General features: G+C 32.2%; 20 protein-coding genes. 18 read left to right on the top strand and 2 right to left on the bottom strand.

Going from position 1 to position 20,670, the window contains the following annotated elements:
• The first annotated feature begins 6 nt into the window (after positions 1 to 6).
• The 18 genes from RBR53_08760 to RBR53_08675 all read left to right on the top strand — a co-directional run bounded on the left by RBR53_08760 (position 7) and on the right by RBR53_08675 (position 18,228).
• A complete protein-coding gene (locus RBR53_08760) occupies positions 7 to 330 on the top strand; it encodes a hypothetical protein (GenBank protein MDY0132746.1) in 324 nt (107 codons plus the stop codon).
• Between the two features lie 2 nt (positions 331 to 332).
• Positions 333 to 1,373, top strand: a complete 1,041-nt coding sequence (rlmN, locus tag RBR53_08755; protein ID MDY0132745.1) for a 23S rRNA (adenine(2503)-C(2))-methyltransferase RlmN — start codon at positions 333 to 335, stop codon at positions 1,371 to 1,373.
• A 5-nt stretch (positions 1,374 to 1,378) separates the two neighbouring features.
• Positions 1,379 to 2,191 (top strand): rhomboid family intramembrane serine protease, encoded by an 813-nt coding sequence (locus RBR53_08750; protein MDY0132744.1) that lies wholly within the window; start codon positions 1,379 to 1,381, stop codon positions 2,189 to 2,191.
• A gap of 17 nt (positions 2,192 to 2,208) precedes the next feature.
• Positions 2,209 to 3,411, top strand: coding sequence for a bifunctional phosphopantothenoylcysteine decarboxylase/phosphopantothenate--cysteine ligase CoaBC (coaBC, locus tag RBR53_08745; GenBank protein ID MDY0132743.1), 1,203 nt, complete (start codon positions 2,209 to 2,211; stop codon positions 3,409 to 3,411).
• Positions 3,404 to 4,021: a uracil-DNA glycosylase family protein gene (locus tag RBR53_08740; protein ID MDY0132742.1), complete on the top strand. Its 618-nt coding sequence runs from the start codon at positions 3,404 to 3,406 to the stop codon at positions 4,019 to 4,021. The genes coaBC and RBR53_08740 overlap by 8 nt, the downstream gene beginning before the upstream one ends.
• A gap of 24 nt (positions 4,022 to 4,045) precedes the next feature.
• Positions 4,046 to 4,270, top strand: a complete 225-nt coding sequence (locus tag RBR53_08735) for an RNA-binding S4 domain-containing protein (GenBank protein MDY0132741.1) — start codon at positions 4,046 to 4,048, stop codon at positions 4,268 to 4,270.
• 102 nt (positions 4,271 to 4,372) lie between these two features.
• Positions 4,373 to 5,482 carry a (Fe-S)-binding protein gene (locus RBR53_08730; GenBank protein MDY0132740.1) on the top strand — a complete coding sequence of 370 codons (1,110 nt, stop codon included), beginning with the start codon at positions 4,373 to 4,375 and terminating at the stop codon, positions 5,480 to 5,482.
• A 390-nt stretch (positions 5,483 to 5,872) separates the two neighbouring features.
• Positions 5,873 to 6,376 carry a prepilin-type N-terminal cleavage/methylation domain-containing protein gene (locus RBR53_08725; GenBank protein MDY0132739.1) on the top strand — a complete coding sequence of 168 codons (504 nt, stop codon included), beginning with the start codon at positions 5,873 to 5,875 and terminating at the stop codon, positions 6,374 to 6,376.
• Between the two features lie 15 nt (positions 6,377 to 6,391).
• On the top strand, positions 6,392 to 6,997 hold the full coding sequence (locus RBR53_08720; GenBank protein MDY0132738.1) for a prepilin-type N-terminal cleavage/methylation domain-containing protein: 606 nt from the start codon (positions 6,392 to 6,394) through the stop codon (positions 6,995 to 6,997).
• Positions 6,998 to 7,012: 15 nt separating this feature from the next.
• The gene (locus RBR53_08715) at positions 7,013 to 7,408 is read left to right on the top strand and encodes a prepilin-type N-terminal cleavage/methylation domain-containing protein (protein ID MDY0132737.1); all 396 of its coding nucleotides are present in this window, start codon (positions 7,013 to 7,015) and stop codon (positions 7,406 to 7,408) included.
• Between the two features lie 17 nt (positions 7,409 to 7,425).
• Positions 7,426 to 7,962, top strand: coding sequence for a pilus assembly PilX N-terminal domain-containing protein (locus RBR53_08710; protein ID MDY0132736.1), 537 nt, complete (start codon positions 7,426 to 7,428; stop codon positions 7,960 to 7,962).
• Positions 7,963 to 7,981: 19 nt separating this feature from the next.
• A complete protein-coding gene (locus RBR53_08705; GenBank protein MDY0132735.1) occupies positions 7,982 to 8,698 on the top strand; it encodes a thioredoxin fold domain-containing protein in 717 nt (238 codons plus the stop codon).
• Positions 8,699 to 8,726: 28 nt separating this feature from the next.
• Entirely contained in the window at positions 8,727 to 9,074 is a 348-nt protein-coding gene (locus RBR53_08700) for a hypothetical protein (GenBank protein ID MDY0132734.1), read from the top strand.
• Positions 9,064 to 12,708 carry a PilC/PilY family type IV pilus protein gene (locus RBR53_08695; protein ID MDY0132733.1) on the top strand — a complete coding sequence of 1,215 codons (3,645 nt, stop codon included), beginning with the start codon at positions 9,064 to 9,066 and terminating at the stop codon, positions 12,706 to 12,708. Before RBR53_08700 ends, RBR53_08695 begins: the two co-directional genes overlap by 11 nt.
• Positions 12,709 to 12,825: 117 nt before the next feature.
• Positions 12,826 to 14,040: an HDOD domain-containing protein gene (locus tag RBR53_08690; GenBank protein MDY0132732.1), complete on the top strand. Its 1,215-nt coding sequence runs from the start codon at positions 12,826 to 12,828 to the stop codon at positions 14,038 to 14,040.
• 11 nt (positions 14,041 to 14,051) lie between these two features.
• On the top strand, positions 14,052 to 15,953 hold the full coding sequence (locus tag RBR53_08685) for a bifunctional diguanylate cyclase/phosphodiesterase (protein MDY0132731.1): 1,902 nt from the start codon (positions 14,052 to 14,054) through the stop codon (positions 15,951 to 15,953).
• A gap of 278 nt (positions 15,954 to 16,231) precedes the next feature.
• Complete coding sequence (locus RBR53_08680; protein MDY0132730.1) at positions 16,232 to 17,620, top strand: MATE family efflux transporter; 1,389 nt, start codon at positions 16,232 to 16,234, stop codon at positions 17,618 to 17,620.
• A gap of 110 nt (positions 17,621 to 17,730) precedes the next feature.
• Positions 17,731 to 18,228, top strand: coding sequence for a ferritin family protein (locus RBR53_08675; protein ID MDY0132729.1), 498 nt, complete (start codon positions 17,731 to 17,733; stop codon positions 18,226 to 18,228).
• A 58-nt stretch (positions 18,229 to 18,286) separates the two neighbouring features.
• On the opposite strand, the gene RBR53_08670 is transcribed toward RBR53_08675, so the two are convergent.
• Positions 18,287 to 19,630, bottom strand: coding sequence for a 2-hydroxyacyl-CoA dehydratase family protein (locus tag RBR53_08670; protein ID MDY0132728.1), 1,344 nt, complete (start codon positions 19,628 to 19,630; stop codon positions 18,287 to 18,289).
• A complete protein-coding gene (locus tag RBR53_08665) occupies positions 19,620 to 20,669 on the bottom strand; it encodes a 2-hydroxyacyl-CoA dehydratase family protein (GenBank protein MDY0132727.1) in 1,050 nt (349 codons plus the stop codon). The genes RBR53_08670 and RBR53_08665 overlap by 11 nt, the downstream gene beginning before the upstream one ends.
• Position 20,670 lies beyond the last annotated feature (1 nt).

Raw genomic sequence — 20,670 nt, 5'->3', positions numbered from 1 at the left:
AATTTTATGAAAATGTGTGTTGAAATAAATAACGAAGTTGTAAAATGGTTTGAAAAAAAGGCTGAAGGGCTTGGCCTTGATATTGATGATCTTGTTGAATTTTTAATGAAGGGATATTTAAGCAAAAATGATCCCAAAAAAGCTGTTGAAATGAACAATAGAAACAGGCTTGCTGCAGGAATGAGCGTTGAAAAGGCAAAAAGATATGTATCTCTTCCAATAGAAAAGGTTTTATGGGAAGAAATCTGCACAATAGCAAAAAACAGAGAGGTTGAGCCTTCAGAAATGATTCTTTCCATGATTGATGAATTTGCAAGGAAAGAAAAATAAAAATGTCTAAAATTTTGTCCTTTACCCTAGATGATTTGACCAGTTATTTGAATAAAAACTTTGGGAAGGGCAAATTTCATTCAAAATGTATTTATAGGTATTTTTATAAAACAGGCAAATCTGACCTGGAAAACTTAGATTGTTTTACAACCAAAGATCTTCCCCTTAAAATCAAGGAAGATCTTAAATTCCCAAATCCTGTAGTTTTAGAAAAAAAAGAGTCTGAAGATGTAATAAAAATTGCACTTGAGCTAGATGATAAAAGTGTAGTGGAAACTGTGATCATTAAAATGAAAACAAGGGATACTCTTTGTGTGTCTTCTCAGGTTGGGTGTAAAATGAATTGTCAGTTTTGTGCCACAGCAAAAATGGGATTTAAGAGAAATCTTTTGACCCATGAGATTCTTCTCCAATTTTATACGGCTAAATTTGTTTTGGGTTATGATATAAGAAATATTGTTTTCATGGGAATGGGAGAGCCTCTTGATAATTATGAAAATGTCAGAAAGGCAATTTTAATTTTAAATGAGCAACAGGGTTTTGATATTTCCTTTAGACATATTACCATCTCAACTTCAGGACTTTGCAATCAAATTGAAAAACTTGGCAAAGATGTTGACATAAAGCCCAACTTATCGGTTTCCATAAATTCAGCAGATAATGATTTAAGAAAATCAATCATGCCTGTTACCAATAAGTTTAATCTTTTGACTTTAAGAAAAACCCTTTTAAACTATCCTCTAAAACCCAAAGGAATAATATTTATCACTTATACTTTATTCAAAGGTTTAAATGATGGAAAAAAAGATGCCTTAAAGCTTGTAAATTTTCTTGAAGGGATTCCCTGCAGAGTCAATCTTATTCCGTATAATAAAGTAGAAGGCTGTGATTTCAAAGGATGCAATGATAAAGATCTGGGAGATTTTTCTGATTTACTGGAAAGTTATGGGCTTTTTGTTAGAAAAAGATGGGCAAAGGGAGAAAATCTTGATGCAGGCTGTGGTCAGCTTGCAGGTAAACTAAAAGGGGGAAGAGCAGGTTGAATTCAGTGTTTTGTCCAAGATGTAAAAAGCTTGTGAGTAAAGATGAGTCAGTTTGCCCTTATTGCGGGCTTAAAAATCCAGGCATCTGGTATAAAAACAATATGGTTTTTACTTTTTTAAGGGATAGCGATTTTGTAATTAAGCTAATTATTGGAGTAAATATATTTTTTTATATTTTAAGTCTTATTATTTCTTCAGGGATTTCTTTTTCATCAAATCCACTTAATTTTCTTTCTCCAGATACAAGAGCCCTTATTTTTATGGGTGCTTCAGGAAGGATCCCTGTTGACACATACAATCTTTGGTGGAGTTTTGTCTCAGCTTCCTATCTTCATGGAAGCATTTTACATATTGGTTTTAATATGCTTGCCTTTTCCCAATTGTACAAATATGCCTACCATTTTTATGGGAATACCAGAACTTTTATAATTTATTCTATAAGCGGAATTTCAGGGTTTGTTCTTTCTTATCTTTCAGGAACTTCAGTAACAATAGGAGCCTCTGCTTCTATTTGTGGACTTATAGGTGCTTTATTCTATTATGGTAAATCAAGGGGAGGGCTTCATGGAACTCTTGTATATAAACAGGTTTCAGGATGGATAGTCTCTCTTGTTATTTTTGGGCTTTTATTTCCCGGAATTGACAATTTAGGTCATCTTGGAGGATTTTTAGGTGGTCTTTTGTCAGGTTTTGTTCTTGGGTATATTGAAAAAAGGTCAGACAATGCTTTTAATACAATTTTAGCTTTTTTGATTTTTGTTTTAACTACAGTAATTTTATTATTATCTGCAGTAAACTGCATGAATGCAATTTTTTAGTTTTTTTTGGAGGAGTTATGTCAGGCTTGGAGGGTAAAAAAATAGTTTTGGGTGTTTCTGGGGGTATTGCGGCTTATAAAAGTATTGAACTTTTAAGAATTTTGCAGAAAAAGGGTGCTGAAGTTTTTGTTGTAATGACTAAAAATGCATCTAAATTTGTAGGAGAGCTCACCTTTCAGGCAATTTCAAAAAATAATGTTTATACAGATGTAATGAAGGAAGAAATTCCTAGTAAAATAAGGCATGTAGATCTTGCGGAAAAAGCAGATGGAGTTGTAATTGCTCCTGCAACTGCAAATATAATCGGAAAAATTGCAAACGGAATAGCAGATGATGCACTTTCCACCATGATAATGGCTGTAAAATCTCCTGCAATGATTTGTCCTGCAATGAATTCATGGATGTATGAATCAATGGCCGTTCAAAGAAATATTGACACTCTTTGTGATGATGGATTTTATATTCTTGAGCCTGACGAAGGCTTTCTTGCCTGTAATGTGATAGGCCCTGGAAGGCTTCCTGAGCCGGTTTATATTGCAGACAGAGTTGAGGCCATGCTTTCAAAAAAAGATTTTAAAGGTAAAAAAATTCTTGTAACAGCAGGGCCAACTGTTGAGGCAATTGATCCTGTACGATTTATAAGTAATTATTCTTCAGGAAAAATGGGATATAAAATTGCAGAGGCCTTTGAAAAGAGAGGAGCGGAAGTTGTAATAGTTTCAGGCCCGGTATCAATTGAGCCTCCTTATAACACTGAAGTTGTAAATATAAAAACAGCTGATGAAATGCTTTTCCAGTGCCAGGAAAGAATGGATAATATTGATATAATAGTAAAGGTTGCTGCAGTTGCAGACTATAAAATAAAAAACACTGCAGAGAATAAAATAAAAAAATCAGACGGAAGGTTTGATCTTGTTTTAGAAGAAAATCCTGATATTATAAAAACTCTTGGGAAATCTAAAAAAAAGGGGCAGATTTTTGTTGGATTTGCAGCTGAAACAAGAGATCTTGAAGAAAATGCTCTAAAAAAGCTTAAATCAAAAAATCTTGATTTAATTGTTGCAAATGAAATAGGTTTTAAAAACTCAGCTTTTGGATCTGATCTAAACAAGGTTACAGTTTTTTCTAAAAAGAAAGAACCTAAGGTTTTTGAAATGATGGATAAAAAAATTCTTGCCAATTTAATCCTTGATTCAATTCTGGAAACAAAAAATGAATGAAGATTTAAGTTTTGAGAAAGTTCTGAATGACTCAGTAAACTATCTTGAAACGCTTAAACAATACGGTGTTGAGTATTTTAATTTAAAAAAAGATTCACCAAAGCTTTTAAATTATGAAATTATGACTTGTTCTTTTTGCAATAAAGCAAAAAAAATAAAACCAATTAAGTTTTCAAATTTAAATATAAAGTTGCTTTTTATTGTTGATATGCCAAAAGATTTTGAAAATCAAAGGGTTTTTTCCAGTAATGAAAGGGTGATGTTTAGAAAAATTATATCTGCCATGAACCTTAGGGTTGATCAGGTTTTTGTAATTTCTGCTTTAAAATGTCAGTTTTTACCAGAAGATGTTCAGGCTAAAAAAAATGATTTTTTAAATCTTCCATGTAAAAATTTTTTAAAAAGAACAATAAAATTTATAAACCCCCAATGTATTTGCTTCCTTGGTAACTCTATGTTTGAAATAATTAATAAGGATTTAAATCATATAATTGAAAAATATCCTGTTTTTTCCACCCATTCTCTTGATACCCTTGATGTTCAGCCTGATTTAAAAAAGGAGTCCTGGGAAGTTTTTAAAAAAATTATTGCAAGTTTAAAATCCAATTGAGTTAAGATAAGGGGAAAATTATAAGTGGATTTAAGAAAGTTTTATATAAAAAAAGAGCCTATTGAACTTTATAAGATTTTAAAAATAGACAATCAGGTTCAAAGCGGTGGAGAGGCAAAGTTTGTAATCTCTGAAAGTCTTGTTAAAGTAAATGGGGAAGTTGAAACAAGAAAAGCCAAAAAAATTTATTCTGGAGACATTATAGACTTTGAAGGTGATTTAATTAAGATAGTTCTTGAGAAAAAATAGTTTCTTTTTTAGGCTTTTCATAGAAGTCTGGTTTTGTATAAAAATATCTGGCTTTATTTCAAGGTTGATCAAAATCAGTAATAACTATACTGGGGGTTAAAAATGACAGAAATTAAAAAGCAGGTTGAATTATGTATTGAATGCGGTGTTTGTAATGATGTTTGTCCAACCTTTGAGGTTACTGGAAATGAGCTTTTTGGACCCCAAAAAAGGGTGGCGATTGCAAAAAAAGTTTTTTCCGGAGAAAAAATCTCTGATGAGGAAATTGAAAGTATTTACAGCTGCCCAAAATGTATGCTTTGCGAAAATATCTGTGCCCAGGAATTGGATATTGTTGAAATTATCCATAAAACAAGAGAAACTCTTGTAAAAAATAAAATCGGTCCTCTTGAAAATCACCACAAAGTAATGAACGGTATAATTAAAAATGAAAACTCTGTGGGTGGTGATCCTCAAAAAAGAATGAACTGGCTTGAAGATGAAAACTTAAAACAAAAGTATCTTAATTCAGACTCAGATACTCTTTTATATCTTGGATGCATTCCTTCATATCTTGCCAAAGATTCTTCCTATGCAACCTTGCAGGTGCTTGATAAACTTGGCTATGATTTTAGAGTAATTGAAGATGAGGGCTGCTGTGGAACATATTTTTATGAATGTGGGAATACAGAATTTGCCAGGGAATATTTTGAAAAAAATTTGGAAAAATTCAAATCACTTGGAATAAAAAAACTAGTTGTTCCCTGCAATGGCTGCCTTAAATGCTTTAAATATTTTTATCCTGCAATGCTTGGAGATACAGGACTTGAAATTGAGCATGCCGTTGAAACAATTTTCAATCTTTTAGAAGATAAAAAAGACATACTTAAAAAAGTTGAAAGAGAAGTTACTTTCCAGGATCCCTGCAGACTTGCAAGAATGGAAAATATGACCAAAGAACCAAGGGATATTTTAAAAGCCTGTGGAGCCAATCTCAAGGAAATGGAAAAGTTTGGAAAAGATGCATCTTGCTGCGGAGCAGGGGCGGGAATAAGATCTGTTTATCCTGAATTATCATTAAAGCTTGCTGAAAAACTTCTCAAAAGCTCTAAAACAGAACAGATTGCCACAGCCTGTCCTTTTTGTACATTTAATCTTTCCTATGCCTCAAAAAAGAAATCCCTTGATAAAGATTTGATTTATTTTTCCAAAATTGTTCTTGATTCTTTGTAAAAACAATCTTTTAAGCTAAAACTTCAAGTTTGCCTTATTTCATGGCAAACTTGTTAAAGCTTTGATGTCTTTGGATTTAACAAAAAATAAATATTTTAACTAAGTTTGTTTGGTTTATTTTAAGCTCTTTATAATATTAAACTTTAGGTTAACATTGTTATCTCTAGCGATGAATGTATTTGTTTTTTAAAAGTTTTTTAAGTATAATTATGGCTTGGCTGTTAGTTAGAAAATATATATTTATTCAAGTTCAGGAAAATCAAAAGTTTAGCCTCTAGGGTATTTAAATATTTTAAAATAGTTTCAAAATTAAGTAAAATAAAGTTTTATTGTTGGCAGCTGGTTTAAAGTAAAATAATTTTTTCATAAAAAACCGGAGTTTAAATGTTAATGCAGGCTAAATCAAATATGTTTTTAAATGGAAAAAACTCTGATGGGTTTACCATGATAGAGCTCTTAATTGTAATTGCTATAATTGGAATTGTAGTTTCCCTTGCCATAGGCGGATATAAAGAACTTATTCCAAAAGCAAGGGTAAAGTCAGCTGCAAGGGAGCTTAAGTCAAATCTTGAAAAAGCAAAAATGGCCGCAGTTAAAAAAAACCAAAATTGTCTTGTTGTTTTTAATTATTCAGGAAGAAGTGCAAAAGCATGTTTTGATGGAAATAAAGACAATAAATGCGAAAGTACAGATGATGAAATTGTTTTTAATTTTAAGGCAGATAGTAAATCAGGTCTTGAATTTAAAAATGTTAATTTTGCGAAGAATTTTTTTTTATTTGGTTCCAGAGGTTTGCCGAATATCACTGATACTTCAAAAGTAAAATTTACCAATGATTCTGGTTATGGAATAACTATAGAAGTAACGCCCACCGGCAGAATTAAAATAAATTAAAAAGGTGGTATTTTTATGTGGCTGTTCAGTTGTAAATTTAACAAAGAAAAAGGCTTTACTCTTATTGAAATTTTAGTTGCTCTAGCAGTTTCAGGTTTTTTTCTTGTTGCTCTTATAAGTTTTTTTATTTCAACCAATAAATTAAACACTGTCTATGAAAAAGTTGCAGGGGTTCAGCAAGATATTAGAGCTGTTATGGAAATGATGTCTCGGGATATCATGATGGCTGGTCTTGATCCTACAGGAGGTGCAAATGCTGGGTTTAATAATGATGAGACAAGTGAGAATAGTATTTCTTTTAAATACAGTTATGAAACAAAAGGCAGTTGTGATTATAATCTTACTTACTGGTTTGATAGCGTCGAAGGAACTATAAAGTTTAAAGATCGTTTAGATCAAAATCCAGAATTTAAAGCCATCACGGAAAAAGGTAGTATAGATTCTGTAGTTTTTAAATATTTACTTAAAAACAAAATCCCAAGAACCAACGAACCTTTAAATAAAACAAGAATGGTAACAATAAAAATATGTGGAAAAATAACAGGTGCTTATAAAGAGGAGTTTGACAATACTTATTGTTTTGAAAATGAAATTTATCTGAGAAATATGGTAAACAAATAGTTGGGGAAGTATCCAATGTTAAAAAACAATGAATCAGGTTTTACTTTAGTTGAAGTTCTTTTTGCAATGGCTTTGTTTTCAATTGGCCTTTTTGCTCTTAGCATGATGCAGGCTCATTTTGCAAAAGGTCTTGCTGACTCACGAAGTATAGTCCATGCCACTGATATTGCCATGAATAAAATAGAGGAATTGTCCAACTCAGACTCTACTAATGACGATTTCAAATTAACCCTTGACCCAAACTCTCCCCATAAGGAAGTAAAAAAAGCTGGCAATAGAAGTTATGATCTTCAATGGACTGTTAATAAAAATAACAATCCTGGCTTAATTTTAGATATAGAGATTAAAGTTTCCTGGAAAGAGGGCGAACGTGATCATTTTTTAAGTTTTCCCTGGGTAAAAGGTTTCTAAAAAAGAAGAGAGTTTTTATGAAAAATCTTTTAATTTACAAACTATCATCAGGTAAAAATGAAAAAGGCTCGGTTCTTTTAACCACTGTTGTTATAATGCTACTTCTAACAATAATTGGAATAGCTTCCATTTCAACCTCATCCATAGATTTACAGATAACCCGTAATTACAAAGTATATAAAGAAAATCTAATTCTTGCAGACGCAGCTATTAATGAAGGACAAACTCTTTTTATAGATTTTATATCCACTCAACCAATGTTTTTAGAAATTTCAAACGAAAAATCAGAAGCATGGCTGAATATAGATAAGGTGGATGGTAAATATTTATCTAATACCAAGTCCGCTTTTAATACAATTGAGGTTGATAATATTCTCAAGGATTGGGGTTCTTTAATAAAACCTGACAAACTTTCAATAGATCCAACTGCTAGTTATGTTCTTTTTTATAAAAAAATAAGCTCAGATCCCTCTAAGGATTACGAGTTTGTTGTTTTAGCCCGTTCTCAAAAACACGGGGGTAATGTAGTTGTTGAAGCTGGCTTTTCCTATTAATCACTTAAGGCTGTTAAATATGAAATTTTACAAAAATTTGCTTGTGATTTGTTTTATTTTTCTTTTACCTTGTTTATCTTTTTCCGAATTTATTCCCCCTGAAAATATAATCGAAAAAACTAGAATCAACCTGGGTAAACTTAATTTTGTTAAAACAAAAGCCGGAATTAATTATCTTATTTCTGATGAGGGAAGATATGTTTTTCAAGGAGAGCTTTTTGATATTTGGAATGGAAGACAAATTAATTCAGTACCTGAAATGGATTATCTTAAAAACAGAATAGAGTTTAAGTTTTTAGGCATCAAACCGGAAAAAATGTTTGGGCTGCAAATAGGAACAGGTGAAAAAAAGGCCTATGTTTTTTCAGAGCCTGAATGTTATTATTGTCATAAGCTTGCAAAGGAAGTTAAAGAACTTTCAGAAGTAAATAATGAATTCAGTGTTTTTTTTGTAATTGTTCCTGTTCTTTCTAAAACCAGTATTGAAAAAACAAGGAAAGTTTTTTCAATTGCTCAAAAAGACAAAAATAAAGCAATTGAATGTTTTATAAACAACTCCTGTGAAAATTTAAATGATGAAATCAAAGATGAAAATTTAAATTTTGACTCAATAGATTACAATCGCCTTGTGGCAAGGGTTCTTTCAATTGATAAATTTCCCTTTGTTGTAAATCCTCAAGGAATAACAAGTGCTGGAATGCCTGAAAATATTTTCTTTTTTTTAAGGCAGGAATAAATTTTAAACAGGTGAATACGGGGGTAAAATGAAAAATATTCTAATTATAATTTGTCTGATTTTTTGCTTTAGCAGCAATGGCTTTTGTGAAAAACAAATGGTTGAACCTGAAAGTGAATCTCCTTTAACCCTTCTTTTAACTAAGCTTGAAAATCAGGGTTATAAAATTATTGTAGGGCCTGTTCAATACCTTGGAAAATCAAAAAATCAAATTTTATTTTATAGACAAAAACCAGTCAACTATAGAACCCTTCGAACAATTGATGTAAATGAAAATTTTAAAATCATTAAAAAATATGATTTTGTTCATGTTTTGTCAAATAAGGGCAATCTTGTTTTAATTTATTTTGAAAGGGAAAAAAGAAATGATATTTAATAAATTGATTAAAAAAACAATTTTTTTCCTTGGATTTGGTTTTATTTGTCTTAATAGTTTTTCTGCCTTTGCCGCAAATTCAGATTATGCTGCTCTTCCCCCTTTTATAAGTGCTGATGTTAAGCCTAATGTTTTGTTTGTTATGGACTTTTCGGGGAGTATGCAGGCTCCTGCTTATTATGGAAGTCATAAAAAATATTACAACAGTAATGTTTCCTATTGTGGGAGTTCGGATCGAGAATATGACAAGACAAAAAAATATTACGGGTATTTTGATTCATACAAATTTTACAAATATAATGAGAGCGAAGAATATTGGGAAATTAATCCTTCAGGAACTGGAAAAGATGTACCAACTTCCTACACTGACAGTGTGTCTGGTAATTTTTTTAATTTTATTCTGATGTCAAGAGTAGATGCTGCATTTAAGGGTCTTTTTGGAGGAAAAGGAAAATGTTATTCAACTTATTGCATCTTAGAACCTCAGGGTGCAAGAAGAATAATTAAAATAAGTAATTATGAGGAAAGGAAGTTTGAAATTGCTCCTGAAAATTACAGCAGCGGTAATTATTTAGATAAAAAAATGCGATTTAAAATTGGAAAGAAGTGGGTTTATGCAGGTGTTAAAGTAGATAAAGAAGACAGAAAAGGAATAATTCAGGAGAATTTTAATAAGGTCAGATTTGGTTTTATGGCCTATGCAAATAGCGGTAATAAAAATGTTAAAGAGGGGAAAATTAAGTTCGGGCTTCATGAAAAAAATATGGATACATTAATTGAACAATTTGAAAAATCTCTTCCGTATAATGGAACTCATACAGGAGAGGCTCTAAGAGAAGCTCATTATTACCTTAGCCAGAGTTATACTACTCATAATTTTTGGTATGAAACTTCTTTTGAATCTAAGATGAAAGACTATAATAGTTCATATTTTGCTCCGGAAACTGAAAAAGATCCATATTATGAAAAAAATTCCAATGGTAATTTAGAGGCTGCCTGGTGCAGAAAAAGCTATGTAGTTTTAATTTCAGATGGTGAATATAATGATGGAGCTTTAGATCCTTATAAACCTGCACACAATCTTCATTTAAATGATTTAAGAACTGAAGATGATTTTCCGGGCAAACAAAATGCAGAGGTTTATTCCCTTTTTGCTTTTTCAGATGATGAAAAAGGTCAAAATTCCATGAAAACTGTTGCAGCCTTTGGTAAATACGAAGACTTGGACGGTTGTTCCTCTGATAAACCCTACGATTTTGATAAAGTCAAAGATAGTAGGACGTTTGAATTTCCTACGGATAATTGCAATCCTAAAGGCAAATATAACAACTGCTGCAAAGAATGGGATAAAGATGGAGATGGAGTCCCGGATAATTATTTTGAAGCCAGTGACGGAGATGCAATGGCAAGTGCTTTTACAGCAATTTTTAGCGAAATTCGCCACGGAGCATCTTCAGGAACTGCTGTAACTTCACTTACATCAAGGGTTTCAGGGGGGTCAGTTCTTGGCCAGGCTGCTTTTTATCCAAATAAAGAATTTGAGAATAAAAAAGAGATAAACTGGGCAAGTGATTTTGTTGCCAATTGGTATTTGAACGATTATTTTAAAAATGCTTCAGGTGTAACAGAAATAGTTCAAAATATAAGGGAAGATACAAATAAAAATTATATTCTTAATATTGAAGAAGACAGGATAATTGAATATTTAGTGGAAAATGATTCTCTCAAGGTTAATTATTATAAGTCAAATAAACATGGAGTTAAAGCAGATACAGATCCTGAAGGTTCTCATTCAAGTCTTCAGAAGGTTAATAATCTTTTTGATTGCGGAGAAAAGTTAAAAACAACCAAACCAGAGGACAGAAAAATTTGGGGAGTGGATAAAGACGATAAACTGAAAGAATTTAAGGATTCCAATAGTCATTTGTTCAAGTCAAATTTAGGAAATGCTGGTTATGAGCCATGCCTTTTGGACCAAGCTGGAAACCCTGATTTTAAAAAGCTTATAAATTATACAAGGGGCAAAGATTTTGATGGATGCCGCTTAAGAACAACCAGTGATTCTTTTTCAGAAAATGTGTGGAAACTAGGAGATATTATTTATTCTACACCAACTATAGTAGGCTATGGTGATTATTCAATGGTCTATCTTGGAAGCAACTCCGGAATGCTCCATGCTTTTAGACTGGGATATTTAAAAAGTACAGGAGACAAACTTAATCCCTCAGAAATTTGTGATAAAAAGTCTGTGGACTGCACCCAGGTTAAAATCGGTAAAGAGGAGTGGGCTTTTGTTCCTAAAGATTCAATGCCTTACCTTCGTTACCTGGCATCACCTGATTATGAACATATTTATACTGTTGATCTGGCACCATACATAGTCAATACAGACTCACAAATAATACTTATAGGCGGAATGAGATTGGGCGGGGGGACAGAAAATGGTTTAATTAAACCTCCTTCAGATACTGGAACTGTGGGGCGTTCAGCATATTTTGCTTTAGACATTACCGATCCTCAGAATCCTAAATATCTTTGGAGATACGCTCCTGATGAACTTGGTTTTTCATATTCAGGGCCAGCTTATGTAAAAAGAAAATTAACAGATGGAAAATACAAGCATTTTTTAATTTTTGCATCAGGCACTACAGGATATGATGGCACTTCAGTTCAGCCCCTTTCAATCTTTACAATTGATCTTTTAACAGGGGCAGAATTAAAAAAACATTCAACAGGTATAGAAAATGCCTTTGGAGGAAGCCTTTTTACAGATGGCCTGGATATAGATAATGACGGACAGACAGATTTTGTTTTTCTTGGTTATACAGATAATGCCAATGGAAAAAATGATGATAAGTATAAAAAAATGGGTGGCGGGATAATTAAAATACACACAGGTTCAGCCAGCCCCTCTGAGTGGGAATATGATACTAGTTTTTTTGAAGGGGCAAAAGGGAACCCTGTTACAGCTTCTATTCTTGTGTCCAGATGCTTTACCAACCTGACCAAGTATCCGTATGTTTATTTTGGTACAGGCAGATATTTTGTTCCAAATGATGACACTCAGAAAGGTTCGGAAAACAGGAATTATTTGTATGGAATCCCATTTCCATTTAATGAAAAAAACGAGTCAAAAATTATAGGAACTAAATCAATTAAGAAAGCAAATGATCTTAAATGCAGCGATCTTGATGATATAAAATCTGGAAATCTTGGGTGGAAAATCCCTTTGGATTTAAATGATTCACCATATTTAAGGGAAAGATGTTATTCAGATGCTGTAATCGGAAGTAATAATCTTGTGTTTTTTAACACAGCCATGCCTACCAATGCAGTTTGTGAATGCGGAGGGCAGTCAAGATCCTGGGCTTTAAATTGTGCCACAGGCAAGACGATTTTAAAAAGCTTATGTAGTGTTAGCGATGATGACAACGATCCATTTACAATCAATCCTAAAACAAAATTCAGGTATCTTATTCAGCTTTCAAGGGGTGATATAAAAGACTATGGCCAAGATGATTTTAATAATGGTGGTTTAATTGGTTTTGTTCCTGGAGTTCCCCCCCCTTCTGCTGGAAATCTTATGGAACCTCGTCAGTCAGAAGTTAATTATTGGAAATTGTGGAGGCAGTAAACTCTTTAGATAAGATAAATTCAATTATCCGGTTTTAAATTGAAATCAGGCAGATGAATTGTGAGTCATTAAAGCTCAGGTTTAAATTTATTGTAAATTTTTTTACAGGAATCAGTTATGGCAAAAATATCAACATCCGATCTCGTTCCAGGAATGATTGTAAAAAAAGATATTAAAGACAGAAACGGGCGGGTGCTTTTAAATAAAGATTCAATAGTAAAAATTTCCCATCTTCGCATACTCAAAATGTGGGGAGTTTATGAGGTTGATATTGTTTTTAAAGAAGATTTAAAAGAAAAGAGTTTTGGAGAAAATCTAAGATTAGAAGGATTAGCCAAAAGATTAAATGCCCGTTTTTGTCGTTCAAATATAGATAATCCTTGTATAAAAAAATTAATTAAACTTCTTTTGCCCTATGAAAATCAAATGAATATTTCCGGGCTCAAAAATTTTATTCATAATTTTCCATCAAATGAAGATATTGAAATCTATGATAAAGTAACCCTGGAAGATTTTGTTAACAATGAAGAAGGACTTTCTGTTTTTCCTGATGTTTTTTTTAAACTAATGGAAGTTCTTGATGACCCAAGAAAAAATGCTTCTGACATTGCAAAAGTTATTGAAAAAGATCCTTCTCTTGCTCTTGGTACTTTAAGGCTTGTTAATAGTTCGTTTTATGGGTTTTCTAAAAAAATTGATTCAATTTACAATGCTGTTATTATTTTGGGAATAAGGCAGTTAGGTTTCCTTGCAATGGGTTTTTCAGTGATTAAAACTTTTAAGGGAATTCCTTCAAAATATATAGATATGAAAAAACTATGGATTTATTCTCTTGCTGTTGGGCTTTGTTCAAAAATTATTGCAAGACAGGCTGATTGTCAGGATTACAACCAGATTTTTGTTGGAGGTCTTATTCATGATATAGGTAAACTTGTGATTTTGAAAAGAATGCCTTTAAAAACAATGTTTATAATTAAAAAAGCCTGGGAAAAGGATTTGTTTCTCTTTGAAGCAGAGAAAAAATATCTTGGCTTTACCCATTGTGAAGTTGGAGCAAAAATCTGTTTAAAATCAAAACTCCCTGATTTATTAACAGATATTGTAAAAAACCATCATAATCCAAGGAAGTCTAAATTTCCTTTGCAATGTTCTGTAGTCCATCTTGCAGAACTAATAGTCAATGCGGCTGAACTTGGTTTTTCTTGTGAAAAGCTGATTTTTTCTCTTGACGATTACTCATGGGGTATCTTAGGGTTATCTCCAAACTCTATTCCAGTAATAATAAGGGATCTCAAGGTTGAAATGCGAACAGTTCTTGAATTTTTAAGTTAGGGTAAAAGCAAATGCTTTTTACAAAAAAAGATCGGGTTTTGGAAGAAAAAATTAAACATCTTGAAAAAACAAACAGCTATTCTGCTGAAATGCTTGAGCAGGCCCTTAATCTTTTTGACTTTAGTTTTAAGGACAGGTTAACAAACAAAGATTATGATAAGTTAAATTTTTTAAAAGATGTTGAATCCAGAATAAAAAAAATTCTTCCTCTTAAAAATATTTCCTTTTTTCTTGTTGATGAAAGCAGCTCCGATTTCAAACTTGCCTATAAAAGCGATTGTTTAAAAGAAGCTGATATACTCCGGGAAGTTGAAAGGCTTGTAGAGGACTGGACATTTGCCAGGGCTTTAAGGGAAAAAAGGTCTGTAATTACCAGCTCTCTTGATCCTGAAATAGATCTTTTGCTCCATGTTATGACAACTTCTTCCAGAATAAGTGGAATATTTATAGGGAGCTTTGCAAAAAAGGAGAGGGAAAAAATTCCAGATATTTCCCTTCTTCTTCTTTCAATTACTCTTCTTATATGTTCAAATTTTCTTGAAAGTATTGAGTTGTACGAAATTTTAAGAGAAAATAATGTTTTACTTGAAAAGACTGTAAAAGAAAGGACAAAGCAACTAAGACACAGAGTTTACCACGATTCTCTTACCTTGCTTCCCAATAGAACTTTTATAATTAAAAAACTTAAATCAATTTTGGAAAATAAAAAAATCAGTTCCACAGCTTTTATAAAACTGGATCTGGATAGATTTAAGGAAGTTAATGATAATTTTGGGCATCGGGCCGGAGATTTTGTACTGAGGGTGGTTTCAGCAAGGATTAGAGAATCCTGCAGAGTTCATGATATTGTGGGCAGATTGGGGGGAGATGAGTTTGCTGTTGTTCTTCCTGGAATTGAAACAGAAGAAGAGTCTTTGGAAATAGCTTCAAGAATTTTGTTAAATTGTGAAAAAACCTTTGTTTTTGATAAGCAAAAATTTCAAATAGATATTTCAATGGGAATTTCTCTTTATCCAAAAGATGCTGAAAATACTTCAGATTTAATTCGTAAAGCTAATCTTGCTCTTAATAAATCAAAAACAGACAAAAGCAGAATCAGTTTTTACAGCAAACAATACGATAACCTTGATTCTTTTGATATTATTATAAAAACAGATCTCAAGGAAGGATTGGAAAATGATAATATTTTTCCATTATTTCAACCAAGATATTGTTTTAGGAGCAATAGAATAACAGGAGTTGAGGCTCTTGCAAGGTGGAAGCATCCTGTGCACGGACTGATTCCCCCTGGTAAATTTATTCCAATTGCTGAAAACACAGGGAATATAAAAAAACTGACAGAACATATACTTATTAAATCTCTTGAACAGGCAGAAAAATGGAATGAAAAAGGCTATGATCTTACTATTGGAGTGAACCTTTCTGCTATAGATCTTCAGAGTGAAAAGTTTCCTGAAAAAATCATTAGAATTATTCAAAAATTCAATGTAAATCCTGAAAAAATAGAGTTTGAAGTAACTGAAAGTGTTTTAATGATAAATCAAAGTCTTGTAATTTCAAATCTCAAATATCTTAATCAGCTTGGGTTTTCAATTGCTCTTGATGATTTTGGCACTGGTTTTTCCTCCCTAAGCTATCTTAATATGTTTCCAGTGGATAATATAAAAATTGATCTTTCTTTTGTTAGAAGTATGGACGTTTCTTTGAAAAACAGGCAAATTGTTCAAGCAATTATAAGCCTTGGTAAAAGTCTTAAAAAGAAAACAACTGCCGAAGGTGTTGAAACAAAAGAAATAAATAATCTCCTTTATAAAATGGGCTGTGATTGTATTCAGGGATATTACTTTGGAAAACCAATGAAAGCCCATGAGGTTGAGGAAATGGTCAATTTGAATCAAGCTCCTTTAGTTTAAGTTTTGATGTTTTTTTAGTTATAATAGCTAATTAGAAATACCCTCTGAAATTTAATTTTCAAACTCTCAAATATCTTCAAAGTTTTATTTAAGCAAATATTAGATTTTAATATTGTTTATTTTTATTTATCAGATATAAATAAAAGTTTGTTTATTGGGCAAAATTGTAAAGTCAATTTAAATTAAAGTTTTTACTTTTCAGTTCTTCGGTAAACCCCTTTTTTTCTTCAAGATTTATAAGTTCCAAACAGATGTTTTCTATATATCAAGGTAAAAAAATGATAGTTAATTCAGCTAAACCAAGCTTTTTTAATAGATATTTTAATGAGTTAAAGTCTATTCTTTTGCTTTCAGTTCCCATATTTCTGGCTCAGCTTGGAATGACTGCAATGGGATTTATTGATACTGTAATGGCAGGGCATTATAGCAGCATTGATCTTGCCTCTGTTGCTATTGGCTCAAGTCTTTTTTTCCCTTTTATCATTTCTTTAAATGGAATAATGATGGCTGTTGTTGCCATAACAGCCCAGCTTAAAGGGGCTAGAAATGAAAAGAAATCTTTGGAAATTCTTTCGGATTCATTCTGGATTGGATTGTTTTTTGCCGCTGTGTTGTTTTTCTTTTTTAATAGGCTTGATTTTATTCTTAATTTTATGGAGCTTTCCGCTGAAGTAAAAAAGATTGTTAAAGGTTATTTGTTTGGAACTTCAATTGGGCTTCCAGCCATTGCCCTTTATCTTTGTCTCAAATCTTTTATTGAAGGACTTGGGAAAACAAGGCCTCAAATGTTTATCTCTTTACTTGCTGTGGTCTTTAATTTTTTTGCAAATAATACTCTTATTTATGGAAAATTGGGATTTAAGGAAATGGGGGGTGCTGGTTGCGGGCTAGCAACAGGTCTTACTCTCTGGTTTTTTTTAATTCTTTTGCTCTTTTATTCTTATATAGATGAAGAAATCAGAAAAATGGAAATATTTAAAAAAATAAGACTTCCAAGGCTTGAGGGTATAAAAGAAATTCTTTATCTAGGGCTTCCAATAGGCGGGACATTGTTTATGGAATGCAGTATTTTTGCCTGTATAACTTTGTTCATAGGTGTTCTTGGCCCAATTGTGGTAGGTGGACACCAAATTACATTAAACTACTCCTCCCTTGTGTTTTCCCTTCCTTTAAGCATTGGAATGGCAGTTACAATTCGAACAGGTCATGAAATTGGCAAAAAAGATCCTTACTCTGCAAGATTTGTATGTATTACTGGGATTAGTTTTGCAATGAGTGCTGCTGTTTGTACTTTAATTTTTACAAGATTTTGTCCTGAATTTATTGCTTCTTTATATACTGAAGATAAGGAAGTGATAAAAATTGCTGTTTTTTTATTAAAAACAGCTGCCTTGTACCAAGTTTCAGATGCATTGATGGTTATATCTCAAAGTGGATTAAGAGGCTACAAAGATGCAAATGTTACTTTTCTTCTGACTTTTGTAGCATACTGGGTTATTACCCTTCCCATAGGTTATCTTATTTCAATGACAGACTGGATTGTATCTCCCATGGGAGCAAGAGGTTTTTGGCTTAGTTTGATTTTAGGGCTTACAGTTTCCGGTGTTTTTCTTGGAATAAGACTTTATTTTGTTTCTAAAAAATTTATTTTAAACGCCCGAGCTTAATTTAATTAAAATATCAAATTTTGTCTTTGCATTGAAAAATAAATATTTAATCTTATCTTTTTAAGATATTACAATTAGTAATTTATAAAATAAATTTGAAGGGAGAAAAAATGTCTTATAATTTTAATGCTGATGAGGTGTTTCAGGTTGCCGTAAAGATTGAAGAAAATGCAGCGGAGTTTTACAGACAGGCTGCAGGACTTCAGGAAGAGGCTGAAAATGTCCTCTTCCTTGAAAAATTAGCCAATATGGAAGATACACATAGAGATACTTTTGATAAAATGAGAAAAAAACTTTCTGGATCAGAAAAAGAAAAAACTGTTTTTGATCCAGACAATGAGCTTACTGATTATCTTATGTCCATGGCTGAATACCATGGAGGAGAAGGTAGTGCTGACGCTGCAAAGGCTCTTACAGGCAAGGAAACCATTGAGGAAATAGTTAATATTGCTATTGGCCTTGAAAAGGAATCTATTCTTTTTTATATTGGAATTTTATATCTTGTGCCCGATGCCATGGGTCAGGATAAAATAAATGAAATAATCAAAGAAGAACAAAGACATATTGTTCAGCTTCAGGGGTTTTTAAGAAAGATGAAAAGTAAATAAAAGTTAAGTTTGAATTAGGCAAAAAGGCTCCTGAAATTAACTCAGGAGCCAAAATTTATCAGGTGTTTATTTTTGAAATAGATTTTAAAAATCTGTCAACCCTGGTTTTTACAATGGGGAAATCATCTCCCCTGTCATCAACACAATCTCCATCTATTGTAAGTATGGGTATTCCTGCTTTTTTAAACATTTCATTTTCCATAATTGCACCCCCATGAAAATGTCTGCATGATTTGGGATAGTATGCAATTATTCCGTTTGTATCTTCAGGTATTTTTTCAATTGCAATTGATGTTCTTGCCATTACTGAGGAAAATCCCGGATGCATTACTGTTCTTTTTGCAATGGATCTTATTGGATCTTTTGGATCAAGTTCGTCAAAAAAAACAAAATTTACCTGGGAACCTGAGATTTCAATTTTTTTATCAACATATTCCATTAGCTGGTTTTTAAAATAGGGCCTTAAATGAAACCATGCTATTCTTGGAACGGTGATTTCTTTGTTTTCATGCTGATTTTTTTTATAGTCTTCATATCTTGATTTATAAACATCCACAATTTCTTTAGTCCCCCATGTCTGCATAAGATTTGCAGCATAATCCAGCTCTTTTATTCCTTTTTTAGATGAAGTTCTTTCATATAAAATTATATCATTTCCATCATCAAGGTATTGTCTTGCTTTATTTGTCCAGGTACAGATGTTTTTAAGCTTTTCTTCGTCAAGTTTAAGTCCTGTGTGCTCAGTTACAAAATCAATCATTTCATGAAATTGTTCTGTAACATAGTCTATTGCTTCATTTATTCTTTGTTCATCAGCCTGGTTTTTTTTATTCATGCTTAAATCATAAATTCCATAGGGAATATCTAAAATAAATTCAGGCCTTTTATAAATATGGGAGGCAAGTTCAGCATATTTTGCAGAAGGATCGCATAAATGGGTTGAGGTAAGCATAATATCAGGTGTGGGGAAGATGTTTTCAATCACCCCTCCTGCAACTGCTTTCATGAAAGAACATAAATCGCTGGAAAAGTTTGAAGATTCAGCAGTTTCAATTCTTCCCCTTGCAGCTCCTGACATGGCAAGCTGGGAAGCGACCATTTCAGTTGTATATGGAATAAGGTTCATCGCATAGATGAGTTCAGTGGGAACAAAAAGGGATCTCCAGGCAAGATGATAATATTCTTCCTGACCTAGAATATTCATATTGTATGCATTGAAAAATTGTTTTGTATTTAAATATCCTCGTTTTGCTGAGGGTGAAAGAGTTTCATATTCTGATGCAAATGCCATTTTAACAGCTTCTTCAGGTTCTAGATCCTTAAGGCCATTTACCTCTAGAAAATTTTTTAATTGAATTTTTCTTTCTTTGGTATTTTCTTTTACTATATTTTCACGACTCATTTTTTTTCTTTCTTTTTTTAAGTCTTTTTATAAAAGAATGAATTTCCCTTTCATTGACTTCAGAGCTTATATCACCTTCAATTACTTTCATTGGGGTTTTTAAGCTTGTGTTGTTTTTCAAAAGAGCCCAGTCCATTTGCATGTTTGCACAAAATTTCATTGAAAAATAAATTATTCCGTCAATTTTATATTCTTCAATCAACTTGGGGAGCTCTTCAGTTTTTTCTTTTGATTTGGACCCAAGCATTCTTGGACAGGGAGTTTTTTCAAGATAAAGTCTTGCAAGAAGCTCAAAAGGGTCTTTTTCATCTCCATAGGATCCAGAATAAGCCCTTAATCCTGTGCACATATTTTCCAATACGCAAAGGCCACCTGAATCTTCAATTGATTTTATAAGACTTTTATTCCCAGGGCCGCCAATAATCATTACCCTTGGTCTTGATTCACTGGTTACCAGATTTTTTTTCGAATCAATGAAATTTTTCATTTTTTCATTAAATTTTTCAATGGGCATTTCAAAATAATCATTTATAAGCTCTTGCATTTCAACACCAGTTATTGATGTTGAAGTTTTTTTCCTTAAATCGTCTGCTTTTTTAAAAAGATTTCTTGTTGTTTTATATATTTCAATTGATTCAAAAATACTTTCATTACTTATTGGACCAAATTGATTTTCAAGGTCATTTTTTAGTCTTTTTAAAGCTCCTGCAAAAAATTTTATTGAAGACTCAGACACAATTTTTGGAATATCAAGAATATGAATCAATTTTGGCTTAATTTCTTCTTGCCTGAATGTCCATCCATCGGCAAGTTTTCTCATGCATTCGCAAGAATGTGCTATCACCACTCCGGCTAAATCATCATAAGAATTGGTAAGAGCACCTCCCATGCATGATCTTACATAAGAACACATTGAGTCCCCAAGAAGCACATCTTCATGCTCAGCCCTTGAATCTTTTTTTATTCCAAAAGGAACAGCTTTTGCTGAATGAATAAGCTCAATTGGAGTATAAGAGCAGAACCATCCTGTTTTTTTCAAA

This window comes from Desulforegulaceae bacterium (assembly GCA_034006035.1).
Classification (GTDB): Bacteria; Desulfobacterota; Desulfobacteria; order Desulfobacterales; family JACKCP01; genus JACKCP01.
This window is presented reverse-complemented; position numbering and strand designations above follow the sequence as displayed.